Annotated in this window: 13 protein-coding genes; 6 read left to right on the top strand and 7 right to left on the bottom strand. The window is 69.2% G+C overall.

The features are described from left to right. The gene (locus tag ITJ67_RS17050) at positions 1-1065 is read left to right on the top strand and encodes a hypothetical protein (RefSeq protein WP_194678431.1); all 1065 of its coding nucleotides are present in this window, start codon (positions 1-3) and stop codon (positions 1063-1065) included. 104 nt (positions 1066-1169) lie between these two features. Here ITJ67_RS17050 and ITJ67_RS17055 read toward each other — a convergent pair whose 3' ends face one another. The 3 genes from ITJ67_RS17055 to ITJ67_RS17065 all read right to left on the bottom strand — a co-directional run bounded on the left by ITJ67_RS17055 (position 1170) and on the right by ITJ67_RS17065 (position 4640). Then, positions 1170-2138 carry a hypothetical protein gene (locus ITJ67_RS17055; RefSeq protein WP_194678432.1) on the bottom strand — a complete coding sequence of 323 codons (969 nt, stop codon included), beginning with the start codon at positions 2136-2138 and terminating at the stop codon, positions 1170-1172. A 670-nt stretch (positions 2139-2808) separates the two neighbouring features. Further along, positions 2809-3210 (bottom strand): cupin domain-containing protein, encoded by a 402-nt coding sequence (locus ITJ67_RS17060; RefSeq protein ID WP_236558509.1) that lies wholly within the window; start codon positions 3208-3210, stop codon positions 2809-2811. Next, positions 3207-4640, bottom strand: a complete 1434-nt coding sequence (locus ITJ67_RS17065; RefSeq protein ID WP_194678433.1) for an NAD(P)/FAD-dependent oxidoreductase — start codon at positions 4638-4640, stop codon at positions 3207-3209. Before ITJ67_RS17065 ends, ITJ67_RS17060 begins: the two co-directional genes overlap by 4 nt. A gap of 216 nt (positions 4641-4856) precedes the next feature. Here ITJ67_RS17065 and ITJ67_RS17070 point away from each other — a divergent pair, with 216 nt between their 5' ends. Continuing rightward, the gene (locus ITJ67_RS17070; protein WP_194678434.1) at positions 4857-5495 is read left to right on the top strand and encodes a DUF937 domain-containing protein; all 639 of its coding nucleotides are present in this window, start codon (positions 4857-4859) and stop codon (positions 5493-5495) included. A 38-nt stretch (positions 5496-5533) separates the two neighbouring features. Then, entirely contained in the window at positions 5534-6628 is a 1095-nt protein-coding gene (locus ITJ67_RS17075; RefSeq protein ID WP_194678435.1) for a hypothetical protein, read from the top strand. Positions 6629-6675: 47 nt separating this feature from the next. On the opposite strand, the gene ITJ67_RS17080 is transcribed toward ITJ67_RS17075, so the two are convergent. Then, positions 6676-7008 (bottom strand): nuclear transport factor 2 family protein, encoded by a 333-nt coding sequence (locus ITJ67_RS17080; RefSeq protein ID WP_160073630.1) that lies wholly within the window; start codon positions 7006-7008, stop codon positions 6676-6678. A 202-nt stretch (positions 7009-7210) separates the two neighbouring features. On the opposite strand from ITJ67_RS17080, the gene ectB reads away from it, so the two are divergent. Next, positions 7211-8536 carry a diaminobutyrate--2-oxoglutarate transaminase gene (gene ectB, locus ITJ67_RS17085; RefSeq protein ID WP_104244701.1) on the top strand — a complete coding sequence of 442 codons (1326 nt, stop codon included), beginning with the start codon at positions 7211-7213 and terminating at the stop codon, positions 8534-8536. 397 nt (positions 8537-8933) lie between these two features. Here ectB and ITJ67_RS17090 read toward each other — a convergent pair whose 3' ends face one another. Together ITJ67_RS17090 and ITJ67_RS17095 are read right to left on the bottom strand one after the other, a co-directional pair. After that, a complete protein-coding gene (locus ITJ67_RS17090; protein ID WP_194678436.1) occupies positions 8934-9677 on the bottom strand; it encodes a hypothetical protein in 744 nt (247 codons plus the stop codon). Positions 9678-9693: 16 nt separating this feature from the next. Continuing rightward, a complete protein-coding gene (locus tag ITJ67_RS17095) occupies positions 9694-10428 on the bottom strand; it encodes an SDR family oxidoreductase (RefSeq protein ID WP_194678437.1) in 735 nt (244 codons plus the stop codon). 178 nt (positions 10429-10606) lie between these two features. Between ITJ67_RS17095 and ITJ67_RS20345 the strand changes: the two genes are divergently transcribed. Then, on the top strand, positions 10607-11395 hold the full coding sequence (locus ITJ67_RS20345) for an HNH endonuclease family protein (RefSeq protein WP_194678438.1): 789 nt from the start codon (positions 10607-10609) through the stop codon (positions 11393-11395). A gap of 62 nt (positions 11396-11457) precedes the next feature. Here the strand turns inward: ITJ67_RS20345 and ITJ67_RS17105 are convergent, their stop codons facing one another. Beyond that, complete coding sequence (locus tag ITJ67_RS17105) at positions 11458-12999, bottom strand: serine hydrolase domain-containing protein (protein ID WP_194678439.1); 1542 nt, start codon at positions 12997-12999, stop codon at positions 11458-11460. Between the two features lie 184 nt (positions 13000-13183). Between ITJ67_RS17105 and pdxY the strand changes: the two genes are divergently transcribed. Beyond that, a complete protein-coding gene (pdxY, locus tag ITJ67_RS17110) occupies positions 13184-14035 on the top strand; it encodes a pyridoxal kinase PdxY (RefSeq protein ID WP_104244693.1) in 852 nt (283 codons plus the stop codon). The last annotated feature ends 38 nt before the right edge of the window (positions 14036-14073 follow it).

Raw genomic sequence — 14073 nt, forward strand, 5'->3', positions numbered from 1 at the left:
ATGCAGCACCACGCTTTGGAACCTGAAGCGACCGGAACCGTCGGCGCCGGAGCCGAATGGATGCACGATGCGAATGGCGCGCGCTCGCAGGCGGACCCGCTGCGCTGCGAGTTCGCGGGCTGGCTGGGCGATGAACTCGTCAGCGTGCTTCCGGACTTCGTCGTTACCGGCGCATTCGCCGACGCCTTGCGCGCCTCGGACCTCACTGGGTTCGAGCTGCGCGAGGCGATCGTCACGAAGGCGCCGGAGTTCGTCTCGTACGCCGGCGCGTTCCCGGAGCGATGGCAGCGGCTCGCGCCCACCGGCCGTCCAGACACGGACGACGACTTCGCCCAGCGAGATGGGATGCTGCTGATCAGCGAGCGAGCACTCGCGCTCCTCAACGAGCACCGCATCGTCGAAGCGCAGCTCGCGGCGGCAGGAGAGACCGCCGAAGCATCGCGGTTCGCGCAGCACCGCGACGAAGCACGAGCAGCCGCGCTGCTCCGCGAGCAAGCCGCGCAGAACTCCGAGGCCGACGACGATGCCCGGGAAGTCGCGCGCCTCACCGCACTCGTCGACGCGCTCGACCCAACGGAATCCACGCCGCCGACGATGCGCGTGAACGGCGACGCGAAGCGCACGGTGGCCGGAGACCTCACGCTTGCGGCGGCCGCGCTGGGCAAGGAGATCGAGGACCCCGCCGCCCTCGCGCTGCTCCGACTCATCGACGGACCGATCGAGATCAACCGCTCGGGCGCGTACCAGTGCGCCTACCGGAGCACCGACCGTTCCCTCATCGTGGGGATGAAGGGCGGCGCGGTGAAATGCGTCGAGCTCGTCTTCCACCCTCACCGCAACGCCCCGCAAGCCAACTACCCGCGCACGTCGCACCTGATTACGGGGCTCTCCCCGTTCACGCGCGAAGGGGTCCTCGAGCACCTCGGTGACCCGAAGGAAGCCCTCCCTCCGGACGAAGCCGAGCGCAGCCGCGACGAGTACCGAATCGGCCGCCAACGCGTGATGCTGTACTGGAGAGGCCAGGACTACTCGCCGCGGTCGGTGATGGTCGGCCGGAAGGGCTGAGGGCTGCGAGCTGCGAGCTGAGGACTGCGGGCTGCGGGCTGCGGGCTGCCGCCAGCATCACTTTCGACGTCGTGGCTACTGGCGCCGGGCGGAGCCGCAGCCCGCTACGCACCACGTGCCTCAGCTCTTTGCAGCGCGGCGCGCACCTGGTCCACGAAGCGTGTCGGCGTCGGCCAGAGCTGCGCCGTGGTGGCCCGAATGGCGAACCAGTCGATTTCCTGCAGGCGGTTGACGCGCCCGATGTCCTTCCGCCACTGTCGCTTGTCGGTCCGATGATGATCACCCTCATATTCGATGGCGATTCTCTGCGCCCGATACGCGAGGTCGACACGTCCCACGAATTCAGGACCATTCCACACCTCGACGCCGACTTCCGGCTCCGGCAAGCCAGCAGCGACGATCACCAGCCGAGTCCAGGTCTCCATCGGCGATTCCACTCCGAGACGAATCCGCGCGGCGGCGACCCTCAGCGACGCTCCCCCTTCGCGATTGCCCCAGGTATTCGCGATGCCCGCCAGCTCTTCGAGTGAAGCAAGTGGCGGCGCTGTCCGCGCGCCGTCGGACGGCGTGTTCGGCCGGACCAGCCGCTCGTAGTTCGTGGAGGTCGCGACGAGTGCATCGCCGAGCACGACCAGCTCGGAGACCTCGAGATGCCTCGCCGCCGTCGCCCAGGTCAGCGCCGGCGAGGCGACTGGCACGCCGTGCAGATCGCGGGCATCCCACAACCGTTCATGGATGCTTCGCGACCGGATTCCGCGACCCACCGGCCGGTTCCGGCCCGCCGGAACGAGGACGTGCACTGTGGAGTCCCCGTCGAGACGACGCGGGACGGGGAGACCCCAGACGCGTGCAGCGGTCACGCCGCCGAGGACGCTGCGTTCCCTGAGGCGCGGCACGAACGCCTGCGCGATCTCGAGGGGCGTGGTTGCGATCCCGCGCATCCGCACGCCTCGGTGCGGGCTCGTGAACTCCGCTGAGTTCAGCTGGCCCGCCGTCAGCCCGGCGCGACGCCCGTCCCCGACGCTGAATGGACCGGCTGCGGCGCCTTCCGGCAGGTTCTCGGGTCCAGACATGCGGCCAGAGTACGGACGCGCGCCGCCTCCTCCGCGTTATCCACAGTCGGGATGCGGCCTGCGTCGCACCGCCGCCCAGCCGCCCCGGTGTCCCCGTCCCCGGTGGCTCGGTTCGGTGCCTCGGTGATTCGGTGGCTCGGTGCCTCGGTGCCGGCTCAGCAAAGGCTCGTGCGGGGTTTTCGCGACGCTGATGGGTTTCTCGGATGCACGTGATGGGTTTTAGCGACCGGTGATGAGTAAAAACCCATCACGGTCACCGAAAGCCATCACGAACCCGGCATCAGAGGCAGGCGCGGCACAGGACAAAAGGGGAGGCGCGGGGCGGGGCGGGGCGGGTGCCGGCGCCTCGTGCCGCTGCCTGAGATCCGCCCTTGGCAGCACGCTGATGGGTTTTCGCGACGCTGATGGGTTTCTCGAATGCACGTGATGGGTTTTAGCGACCGGTGATGGGTAAAAACCCATCACGGTCACCGAAAGCCATCACGCGCTCGGCGGCGGCAGCGGCAGGCGCGGGTCGGGAAGCCGGGCGAAAGACGCGGGCGGGCGCGGGACGGGGCGGGCGCGGCACCCGCGCCCGCCGCGGCAGGAGCAGGGGCCGCGGCATCAGCCGCAGGGCCCCAGCAGGAGCCGCAGGGCCCCAGCCGCAGCGCCACGGCAGCTGCAGCGGCGCCTAGCTGCCGCTTTCCACGAGGTACAGCTTGCGCAGGGGCGCGCCCGTGACGGTCCACCGGGTGCGCATCCCTTCGCCGAGTCGCACGATGGAGCCCGGCTCGAGGTCAATCGAGGGCAGCTCCGGCTCGAGGAACTCGACCGTCGCCGTGCCGCTGATGACGAGGAACACCTCGTCGGCCTCGACGTCGAGCATCGACCCGGCAGACATCTCCCACAGCCCGAACTCTGCGCCCGCGAAGGCACCGAGGTCGACAGCGGCGGTTGTCGGCTCGCCGCTCACCTTCTGCCAGCCCTCGACGGGGTCGTGCGACAGGGATGCACCCCGCGCGTGCACGACCGAACCGGGGAGCATTCCGCTCACGTCTGCCGACTCGGCTTCACCGGCACCGTCGACGCTCACGAGTCGAACCCCAGTCCGACTGCGTCCATCGTCTTCAGCCACAGTCCGCGCCTGCCTTCGTTGCGATCGGCGCGCGCCATCTCGGCGAGCGACACCTTCGCACCGAACGACGCGAACGGCTCCGGCGGGAACGGCAGCGGCTTCTTCTTCACGAAGTCCATGCGCGTGCGCTCGGTCTCCTCGCCGCTCAGCAGGTCGAGGAGCACGTTCGCCGCGTACCTGGTCGCGCCGACGCCGAGGCCTGTGAAACCGGCGGCATGCGCGACGCGTCCGTCGTACTCGGTGTCGAAGAACGAGAAGAAGCGCGTGCACGTGTCGATGACGCCGCCCCACTTGTGGGAGAAGCCGAGCCCCTCCAGCTGCGGGTAGGTGGCGATGAAGTGCGCCGCGAGCTTCTCGAACGTCTCGGGGCGCTGGTCGTACTCCTTCTTGATGCGCCCGCCGTAGTTGTATACGGCGTCGTACCCGCCGTAGAGGATGCGGGTGCGGCCATCCGCATCCGTCACCAGTCGCGAGTAGTGGAAGCGGTTGTTGAGGTCGGTGATGCCCTGCCGCCGCTTCCAGCCGATCGACTCGAGCTGCTCGTCGCTCAACGGGTTCGTCATGAGCACGTAGTCGTAGACGGGGACCGTGTAGAAACGGTCGCGTTTGATGAGCGCGGGGAATGCGTTCGTGCCGAGCGCCACGCGCTGCGCGTAGACACTGCCCTCTTCGGTCCCGACCGTGATCCCGCCACCGTCGGCGTCGAGCGAACGGACCGGGGTGTTCTCGAAAATCGCGACACCCATGCCGAGCACCACGCGCCGCAGCTCCCACACGAGCTTCGCGGGGTTCACGAGCGAGGTGCCCTCGCGCTCGTAGTTCGCCGCGAGAAACAGCGGAGAGGCGACTTCTGCCTGCAGCGTCTGCCGGTCGAGGAACTCGAGCCCCGAGTCGCCGGCGGCATCGTGTTCGAGCTCCGGCACCTGATGCGATTCGGTGGCGACGTTGAGCACACCCGTCTCCTCGTAATCGCAGTCCATGCTGTAGCGCTTCACGGCCTCGCCGATCTCGCGCAGGTTCTCCAGGCCGAGAGCCTCGAGCTTCGGGTACTCGTGCGGCAGGCGTTCCTTGCCGTTCGATTCGCCGTGCGTGAGGCTCGCCTCGCAGAACCCGCCGTTGCGGCCAGACGCCGCCCAGCCGACTCGCTTGCCCTCGAGCAGCACGACCTTTCGCTTCGGGTCGCGTTCCTTCGCGAGCAGTGCGGTCCACAGCCCCGTGTATCCGCCGCCCACGATGACGAGGTCCGCGGTGATCTTCCCCCGCAACGGGGGCAGCGCCACTGGGCGGCCGGGGTCGTCGAGCCAGTACGTCGCGGCCTTCGCGCCAGCGAGTGCCGCGGCGACGCGCTCCTGGCTGATCTCAGCTTCTGCTCGATCGAACGTGGTCATTGATGTCCTCCGGGTGGGGGTGTTGGCCATCTGCTTGTTCGTGTCTACCTTGCAGACCTACCGTTTGGGTGGACGCTGTGTCGGTTCGTGGCTGCGACCTTCGACGAACCGTCCGACAAGCTCAGCACGATGCACGGCGGATCCACCACCCCCACCGCTACCCTCGGGCTCACGCGGTCCCGCGATTGGTGCCGCGCCATTGATCAAGGGGAACTCATGACCGACATCACTGAATTGCTCGCACTCATCCCGGTGGACGACATCGCCGGCAAGCTCGGCGTCGACAAGCAGACCGCACAGCAGGGAATCCAGGCAGCGTTGCCGACCCTCATCGGCGGACTGCAGGCCAACGCGGCTGACCCCGCCGGGGCCGCATCGCTCGAGCATGCGCTGGCGAAGAAGGACACGACCCTCGTTGACGGTCGTGTCTCGCTCGCCGACATCGACACGAACGACGGCCAGAAGATCGTGGACAACGTGTTCGGCAGCAACACCGACCAGGTCGCCGCCGCCCTCGGTTCGGCACCAGGTGGCCAGACGTCCGGCCTCGTGCAGAAGCTGCTCCCGATCCTCGCGCCCATCGTGCTCGCGTGGCTCGCGAAGAAGTTCCTCGGCGGCCAGCAGGGCGCATCCACCACGGCAAGTGCGAGCTCTGGCGGCGGCCTCGAGGATCTCCTCGGTGGGATCCTCGGCGGCGGTTCGGCGTCAGGCAGCAAGGCGGGCGGCGGCGGACTCGGCGACATCCTGGGCGGAATCCTCGGCGGCGCGGGCGGCGCAAGCGGCTCGGGAAGCGCGGGCGGCGGCGGCGGGCTCGGCGACATCCTCGGCGGGCTGCTGGGCGGCGGCAAGCGCTAGGCGAGGAGAGACCCGGACGCGCGGGAGGGCCCGCGAGCTTGATTCGCCCTCCCGCGTGCCCGCAGCCTGACGCCAGGCACGTTCCGATCCGACCGCTGCTTCGAAACGAGACCGCTATCACCGACGCCAGTACCGACAGCCTCTGGGCAGCGCTTGCGCTCGCTGCCTTCCTGATCATCGCCGCGTCCGCGATCGCGCTTCTCCTGACGAAACTGCCGTTCTCTCCGAGCTCGAGGCTGCCGCTGACGCCGCTCGCCGCGCAGCACCGTCTCAAACGACTCGACGACGACGGCCGCGGCTGGGAGACAGCCTTCGCGGGCGAGCTGCTCTGGCTGGCGCACCGCGGGGTGCTGCGCATCCACGAGGTCGATGATGCGGGCGCCGGGGCGAGAATCACCGAGGCGGGCTACCGACCCCCGGGCGCAACGGGGTGGGAGGTCGAGTTCCTCCGCGACGACCCACTGCTGCCCGCCTGGTCGCAGGCCGTCATGGACGTCTACTTCCCATCGGAGACACGCAGGCCATCGGACCGGGCACGAGTAGATCGCACCGGCAGCGACGATCCGGCTCGCAGAGCCGCGCTGAAATCGAACATCATCGCCGACCTCGACCGCCGCCGCGTCGACACGTCGGCCCGCGGCACCTGGGTGTCACGGCTCCTCGGGAGCCCGCACAGCCGCGCCTTCACGGGCCTCCTGGTGGTGCCGATCGGCTTGCTGCTGCTGGCCCCTCTGCTCCCCGCCTGGGCGGCACCCATCTATATCGCGGCGCTCGCCATGGTCGTCGCACTCACCTTCGTGCGGTCTCCCTTGCAACGCCGCTGGTCGAAGCTCTGGGATCGATACCGCGAAGAGAGCCAGTACCTCCACGAGCTGCCGCTCGGCGAGCGCGGCGCGGGGCCCACGAGAGTCGTCTACCTCGACACGTTCGCTGAGAACCTCGGCTTCGCCGACGTCGTCCTGTACGGCCTGTCAGAGGATGTGGCCCGCGGATACGCGCAGCAAGCCGACATCATGGTGCGGGAGGGGCTGCTGGAGAGCATCCAGCCAGTCTGGCTGGTCCCTCAGCGCCGACAGGTCACGCCGAGTCAGCTCACCGATCTCGTCGACGGATTCCTCTTCACCGTGCGCTGAGCGCTGCCTCCCGCCGGATCTGCACCGCCAGGCCGCGCATCCGCCGACTACCGGTGCGACGGGATGCTGAACCGCTTGATCTTGTCGCCCTCGACGGTCACGAATGCGCGCGACGTGCCGTTGAAGCGGTTGCTGCGCCAGTCGAAGAACAACTCAGTCGTGTCGCCTTCAGTCGTCGCCTCCTTGATGACCATCTGAGCGCTCTGCCCGATGGCGTCACTCTGCGCCCAGCTGCTGACACCCTCTCGTCCCTCGAGCACGCGGCCCCAGTCATCGACGCAGCCGTCTTCGGCGAACGCGTCGACGAATGCCTGCTCGTCCGCGTCGTTGATCGCATCGACAAGGGCCTGCACCGGCGCAGGCACTGTGGTCTCAGTCATGGAACCCCCATCTCGTCGCGGACGATCGCCGCCCGAACGGCCACAATGTAGCAAGCCAGCCTCCGGATTCCCGGGCATAGCCGTAAGCTCGGAATCTCGGGATGCGCGGCGACCAGCCCCACGCATCCGCCCTGCGGCTCCATAAAGGCAAGCCCGGCTCGTCAAAAACGGGCCCCGTCAACAAGCAGAAGGTGAACTGAGCATGAGCGACTTCTCGCCCCTTGAAGTATTTGACCGTCGCGAGTCAGAAGTCCGCGGATACATCCGCTCATTCCCCGTGGTGTTCGACCGCGCATCCGGTTCGACCCTCGTGACGGCAGACGGCGACGAGTACCTCGACTTCTTCGCGGGCGCGGGCGTGCTCAACTACGGGCACAACAACCCGCTGTTCACGAAGGCGCTCGTCGAGTACATCGAGCACGGCGGCATCCTCCACGGCCTCGACATGGCGACCTCCGCGAAGCGCGCGTTCATCGAAGCGTTCGAGCAGTACGTGCTCGAGCCGCGCGGCTACGACTACAAGATCCAGTTCACGGGCCCCACCGGCGCCAACGCCGTCGAGGCGGCCCTCAAGGTCGCGCGCCAGGCGACGGGGCGCACGAACGTGGTCGCGTTCACGAACGGCTTCCATGGCCTCAGCCTCGGCGCGGTGGCCGTCACCGGCAACAAGAAGTATCGGGACGCCGCCGGGACAACCCTCGGCGACGTCACCCGCCTCCCCTTCGAGGGATACCTGGGCGACAAGCTCGACACGCTTGACCTGTTCGAGAAGATGCTCGACGACACCGGCAGCGGCCTCGACCTGCCCGCAGCCGTCATCGTCGAAGCCATCCAGGGCGAGGGTGGCATCAACGTCGCGAGCCCCGAATGGCTGCGGCGCCTCCGCACGATCACGGAAGAGCGGGGCATCCTGCTAATCCTCGACGAGATCCAGGCCGGCATCGGCCGCAGCGGATCCTTCTTCGCGTTCGAGGAGTCGGGCATCGTCCCCGACCTCGTCACGGTGTCGAAGTCGATCTCCGCGTCCGGTCTGCCCATGTCGCTGGTCCTCCTCCGCCCCGCAGTGGATGTGTGGAAGCCGGGCGCCCACACGGGCACCTTCCGCGGCAACAACCTCGCATTCGTCACGGCACGGGTCGCGCTCGAGCAGTACTGGGCTGACGACGTGTTCATGACGACGGTCGCGGAGCGTTCCGCCGAACTGCGCGCTGGCCTCGAGAGCATCGCCGCCGACTACCCGCAGCTCGGCCTCACGGTGCGCGGCCGCGGCCTCATGTACGGCATCGTCAGCCTCGACGACCGCGACCTGCCTTCGCGCATCTCCGCCGAGGCGTTCCAGCGTGGACTCGTCATCGAGACCGCGGGCGCTTTCGAAGAGGTCCTCAAGTTCCTCCCGGCGCTCACGCTCACGAGCGATGAACTGCAGACGGGTCTCCGCATCGTGCGCGAGAGCCTCGACGCGGTCCTCTCCGGTGATGACTCCGAGGCTGAGCATGCCGTCGAAGACCACGCCGCCTCGCACGCGTAGCTTCTCGCAGCGCTCGACAGACGCGCTCCCGGCCCGACCATTCACGGTCGCCGGGGGCGCGTCTCCGTCTCTGCGCCCCGGCACGCATCCACGCTGAAGCATCCTCTGCCGGTGGTGCTCCTCCGCGCTTACCTGTGTCCCCTGCGCACAGAAGTCACCCAGAAACACCCTCCGCGCGCCGACAACATGCTTCTGCCTCACTCCTCCGGACGCAGATGCGGACGCGGCAGGGGCGCGGGGCGCGGGGCTCGGGCGCGGGGCGCGGGGCGCGCGCAGAAAAGTCAGCCAGAAGCACCCTCCGCGCGCCAGCAACATGCTTCTGCCTCACTCCTCTGCGTTGAGGGGTGCGTAAGAGTGCGGGGCGGGGCGGGGAGTAGGTGTGGGAGTGGGAGTGGGGTCAGCTGCTTCGGGGTCCGTTGCCGCTGAACGTCGAGCCGTATTGGTGCGGCGCTGGAGCGGTGGGTTCAGGAGCAGACGCTGCAGGCGGAGCAGAGGGTGCAGAGGCAGAGGTACCGGGGGCAGGGACAGGAACAGGGATGGCGGGCCGTTCAGCGACTTGGGGCGAACCGGACGGAGCGGGAGCAGACGCTGCGGCAGGAGCAGGCGGTTGTCGACCAGATTGGGGCAGAGCAGGAGGGGCAGGCGCGGCAGGCGGAGCGGGCGTGTACCGAGGCGGGGCTGGAGGAGCCTGCGTCCCTTGGCCCTGCGCCTCCATGCTGTGAGCCGTGGGCCCCGGCACGCCGGACTCCGCGACGCCGGGCGCGCGCACCCCAGCCCCCGGGGTTCCAGACGCGCGCTGCACTGAAGCCGGCAGCCAGGCGGCCTGCCGCTCGGCAGGGCGGGGCGCCGCCGCCCAGGGCGAAGGCTTGGCGGCGGCGTTGCTCGGCGCATCCGGCAGCGCATGCTGCACAGAGAGCCCAAGGAGGGAGATGCCGCCGCTCGTGTCGGTGTCCTCGTGCAGGCCGGCGATGCCCGCGTCGGCAGCCCTGCGGCGCTCGGCTTTCCGGAGCTCCGACGCGACCTTCGCCTTCTTCGCGCGGTGTCGCTGCACGAAGATGGCGACGAGCAGGCCGAGGCCGAGCACCAGCACGACGAGCAGCGCGAACGCGACGATGGTGAAGATCTGACTTGTACCGCCCATGGTCTGGTGCGCGTCCTCAGCGCATCGGGCGGATCTTGAGCTCGTCGACCGCCCCACCAGCTGGGGTGTCGACGGCGAGGCGCACGGCTTGGGCGACGGCCTGAGGGGTCAGGTAGCGCTCCCGCTCGTAGCTGCCGTGCTCGAGCTGGCGCAGCTCCCGCTGCATGTCGGTGTCGACGCGCCCCGGGTGGATGCTCGACACCCGGACACCGTGCTCGCGTTCCTCCTCGCGGAGCGCGTCCGTCAGCGCGCGAAGCGCGAACTTCGTGCCGCTGTAAACGCTCGTGCCCGCGCCGCTCGCGTAGCCGGAGCCCGAGTTGATCATGACGATCGTCCCCTCGCTCGAGCGGATGAGCGGCAGCAGGAGGCGAGTGAGGTCGGCGACGGCGAACACGTTGAGCTCGAAGGCACGGCGGAAGCGTTCGCGCGAGCTCTCGGCGATCGCGTCGTGCCCGCCGAGCACGGCTGCGGAGTGCACGAGCACATCGAGACGGCGGATGCTGCGGGTCGCCTCGGCAAGCTGTCGCTCGTCGTAGAGGTCGGCCACGAACGGGGTGGCTCCGGGGATGCGCGCTGCGGCTTCGGCAACCGCGCGCGGCTCCCGGCCGCCGACCAGGACGTGGTGGGTGCGACCGAGCTCCTGCGCGATGGCCTCTCCGATGCCGCGCGTTGCGCCCGTGACGAGTGCAACAGGTCGCTGGGAGTCGCCTTCGGACCCAGCGGGTGAGCCGGCCTGGCCTACTTCAGTCATGGATGTTCCCCCGGGGGTGTGCGGCGTGTGACCGCGGGCAGCCGCGGCTCCCACATTCTGCCACCGTCATGCCAGGCGCTCCCTCTGAGTTCGCTCGCGAGGAGAGGATGTGAGCTTCGCGATCGTTGCCCCGCCCTGTGGCAGTCTTGAGCGGCAGACCCGCTCGAGAAAGCTCCAAGTGCCTCCCACCTCCTCACCCGCCGCGCGCCGTTCCGTTCACCGTTCCGGCCGCCGTGCGCTCGCGGCCGGAGCGCTCATCGGTGTCGCGGCCCTGCTCTCGGGATGCACGCCGCTCGCTCCTCAGGCGACGTCGCCCGCTGACGGCGGCACCGCTCCCGAGTCCAGCCAGCTTGTCGACCTCGCCGGCGAGGTCGAGGCGGCCGCCGCCGAGGGCGACGATCCGACATCGTTCGCCGCTGATGCCCTCGACGTGCTCGGCAAGCTCGACGTCGCTCCGCGCGACGAATGGCAGGAGTTCGATCGCGAGGGCTCGTTCGGCGAGGGCTGGCAGGACCCGGACGGCAACGGCTGCGACGCTCGCAACGACGCACTGGCGGCATCCATGACCGAGGTCAACCGCAACCGAGACGGCTGCCGAGTCGACACGGGCGTCTTCGTGGACCCGTACTCGGGGGACGAGATCGACTTCCAGCGGGGACCCGACACGAGCCCGCTCGTGCAGATCGACCACGTCGTGGCGCTCGCGAATGCGTGGCGCACGGGCGCGAAGGATCTGTCGTTCGAGGAGCGGGTGGAGCTGTCGAACGACCCCATGAACCTGCAGGCCACGGCGGGCTGGGTGAACGACGACAAGAAGAGCCAGGATGCAGCGAACTGGCTGCCGCCGCAGGAGTCGTACCACTGCACCTACGTGGCACGGCAGATCGTCGTGAAGGCCACCTACAGCCTCTGGGTGACGCAGGCCGAGCACGATGCGATGCGCGACGTGCTCGAGGACTGCGCGTAGGAGCGACCCCAGAGCACGCCGCGCCGGTCCAGTGCGGCCCGCCGATGCACTGACGTCTCAGCTCAGATGACGAGCAGCGTCGACACGAAGATCACGAGCACCACGGCGAGGCCGACCCAGCTGAGCCAGGCCCATTTCTTGGGCTGGAAGCGGAGCACCGGGGAGCGCAGCACGCCGACCGCGACCGCCGCGAGCGCCGGCGCCAGGGCGAGCCCGAACGCCCAGCCGCCGACGCTCGCCCATGGTCCAGCGAACCAGAGGCTGACGAGGCCCGCGGCGGCGAGCAGCAGCCAGTTCACGATGGGCAGCGCCGCCTTCGAGCGGAACGCGAAGAGCAGGGCGAGGCCCGAGGCGAGCACAGCGAATCCGAACGTCACCCACAGCAGGAGCGAGCCCTGCGCGCCGAGGTCGGGCACCTCGGCTCCGCTGAGCAGCGACACGGCGATGGGGTCGACGACCTGCTGCGTGTTCCCCAGCACGACGACCGCCTTCTGCGCTTCGCGGTCGATCATGACGACGGAGGCGAACCCGCCGGTTCCGCCGCTGTGCCAGGTGAGCGTCGGGTTCGAGTCGGCCGTGGGGTTCGTGACCTGCGTGCTCTGCCAGACCCAGCCGATGTCGCTGCCTTCGGCGAACTGCGCCGTCGGCTCGAGCGCCGATGCACCAGGTGCGGAGCCGTCGAGGTTGGCGGCAGCCCACGCGGCGAGGTCGTCGATGTCGGTTGTCGTCGAGGATCCGGTCGGCGCATACCCCTCGCCCCACCAGTGATCGGTCGAAGCGCCGTTGGTGAGGAAGCCTGGAGTGGTCTCAGCCGGCACCTCAGCCTCGGTCGTGGCGATCGTCGTCGACTGCATGCCGACTGGCCCGAACACGCGCTCCTCGAGCAGCGACGGGTAGCTCTCGGCGCCCGATGCGCTGACGAGGGCCGTGCCGAGAAGCGCCACTCCGAGGTTCGAGTAGACGGGGCCCTGCGCCGGGTCGACGGGAGCGGAAGCCGCGTCGGCGATCATGGCGTCGCGCGTCTGCGGGCCGTAGGGGTTGCCTCCCGAGAGGGAAGCCGCGAGCGATTCGATGGCGAAGGCCGGGCCGAGGCGCGGGAGGCCGGAGCTGTGCTGGGCGAGGCTTGCGAGCGTCACCTCACCGGCCCGAGTTCCCTCGAGCTCGGGGATGTGCGTCGAGAGCGGGTCTTCGGCGCCCACCTCCCCGCGTTCGATCGCATCGGCGAACAGCGCGGCGGTGAAGGTCTTCGTGACCGAACCCAGCTCGTAGAGCGTCTCGTTGGTGGGCGCCGGCCCGTTGCGGCCATCACCCGTCTTGCCCACCCCGGCCCACGTCGTGCTCTCCGGCGTGACCTCGGCGACGACGACGGAGCGGAACCCGCCGTGCCCGCCCACGGCATCCACGACCCTGGTCGCGAGCGCCTCATCGCCGGTGACCTGCGCGCCAAGCGCCTGACGCTGCGGGCCGACCACCATGCCGAGCACCACCGCGACGATCCCCGCCACGAGTGCCGCGATGACGAGGATGCGCCTCGCCGGACCTCGCGCTGCTTCTGCGATCTGCGGCGACCCGGCAGGGTGCTCCTGCTGATGTTCGTGTGACATTCGCTTCCCCAGTTCTCGGCCGTGTTCCTGTCCCGTCCTTCAACGCTATGGGCAGCCACCGACACGGGCCTCGGCCGTGGGCGGGAGATGCATCCGCCCCACGCGGGAGATGCGGCGGGCACTCGAACCCGTCGCATGGCGTCGCCCGAGCACGCTGCAGCGCGCGGCGTGGCAAGATCGGGGGATGAAGATCCTGTCGATCCAGTCGTCGGTCGCCTACGGGCACGTGGGCAACTCGGCCGCCGTGTTCCCGCTGCAGCGCCTCGGACATGAGGTGTGGCCGGTCTCAACGGTCGTGTTCTCGAACCACACGGGCTACGGTGCGTGGCGCGGACCGCTCCTCCCTGCGTCCGATGTGCGCGATGTCATCCTCGGCATCGAGGAGCGCGGCGCACTCGCGCAGGTCGACGCGGTGCTGTCTGGCTACCTGGGTGGCGAGGAGATCGTGGATGTCGTCGTCGACGCGGTCAAGCGCACCAAGGAGCTCAACCCGGCGGCGAGCTACACGTGCGACCCCGTCATGGGCAACGCGAAGTCGGGCTGCTTCGTCGCTCCTGCGATCCCGGAGTTGATCCGCGAGCGGGTCGTGCCAGTCGCCGACATCCTCACTCCCAACCAGTTCGAGCTGGGTTTCCTCACGCGCACGACGCCCGCGACGATCGAGGAGACCCTCGATTCTGTGCAGCGCGCCCGCGACCTCGGCCCGCGCACGGTGCTCGTCACGAGCGTCGAGCGGCCCGACCGACCCGAGGGCACGATCGAGATGATGGCCGTCGACGATTCGGGGGCGTGGATCGTGCAGACCCCGTACCTGCCGTTCAAGGCGAACGGCTCCGGCGATGTCACATCGGCACTCTTCACGGCGCACTACCGCACTTCGGGCTCGGCAGCCGAGGCGCTCTCCGCGACCGTCTCGAGCGTCTTCGATCTGCTGCAGACCACGCTCGACTCCGGCGAGCGCGAGCTGCAGATCGTCGCGGCTCAGGATGCGTTCGCGAACCCGCGCATGCAGTTCGAGGTGCGCGAGATCCGCTAGACAGCTGACGCGCGTCCGGGTACCCGCGCGCGTCCGGG

The organism is Pseudoclavibacter sp. VKM Ac-2867 (assembly GCF_015351275.1).
Taxonomy (GTDB): Bacteria; Actinomycetota; Actinomycetes; order Actinomycetales; family Microbacteriaceae; genus Pseudoclavibacter.

Bases quoted from the DNA above. Each gene is read 5' to 3' on its own strand.
- ITJ67_RS17050 (WP_194678431.1), top strand. From the start codon at position 1: ATGCAGCACCACGCTTTGGAACCTGAAGCGACCGGAACCGTCGGCGCC.
- ITJ67_RS17055 (WP_194678432.1), bottom strand. From the start codon at position 2,138: ATGTCTGGACCCGAGAACCTGCCGGAAGGCGCCGCAGCCGGTCCATTC.
- ITJ67_RS17065 (WP_194678433.1), bottom strand. From the start codon at position 4,640: ATGACCACGTTCGATCGAGCAGAAGCTGAGATCAGCCAGGAGCGCGTC.
- ITJ67_RS17070 (WP_194678434.1), top strand. From the start codon at position 4,857: ATGACCGACATCACTGAATTGCTCGCACTCATCCCGGTGGACGACATC.
- ITJ67_RS17080 (WP_160073630.1), bottom strand. From the start codon at position 7,008: ATGACTGAGACCACAGTGCCTGCGCCGGTGCAGGCCCTTGTCGATGCG.
- ectB (WP_104244701.1), top strand. From the start codon at position 7,211: ATGAGCGACTTCTCGCCCCTTGAAGTATTTGACCGTCGCGAGTCAGAA.
- ITJ67_RS17090 (WP_194678436.1), bottom strand. From the start codon at position 9,677: ATGGGCGGTACAAGTCAGATCTTCACCATCGTCGCGTTCGCGCTGCTC.
- ITJ67_RS17095 (WP_194678437.1), bottom strand. From the start codon at position 10,428: ATGACTGAAGTAGGCCAGGCCGGCTCACCCGCTGGGTCCGAAGGCGAC.
- ITJ67_RS17105 (WP_194678439.1), bottom strand. From the start codon at position 12,999: ATGTCACACGAACATCAGCAGGAGCACCCTGCCGGGTCGCCGCAGATC.
- pdxY (WP_104244693.1), top strand. From the start codon at position 13,184: ATGAAGATCCTGTCGATCCAGTCGTCGGTCGCCTACGGGCACGTGGGC.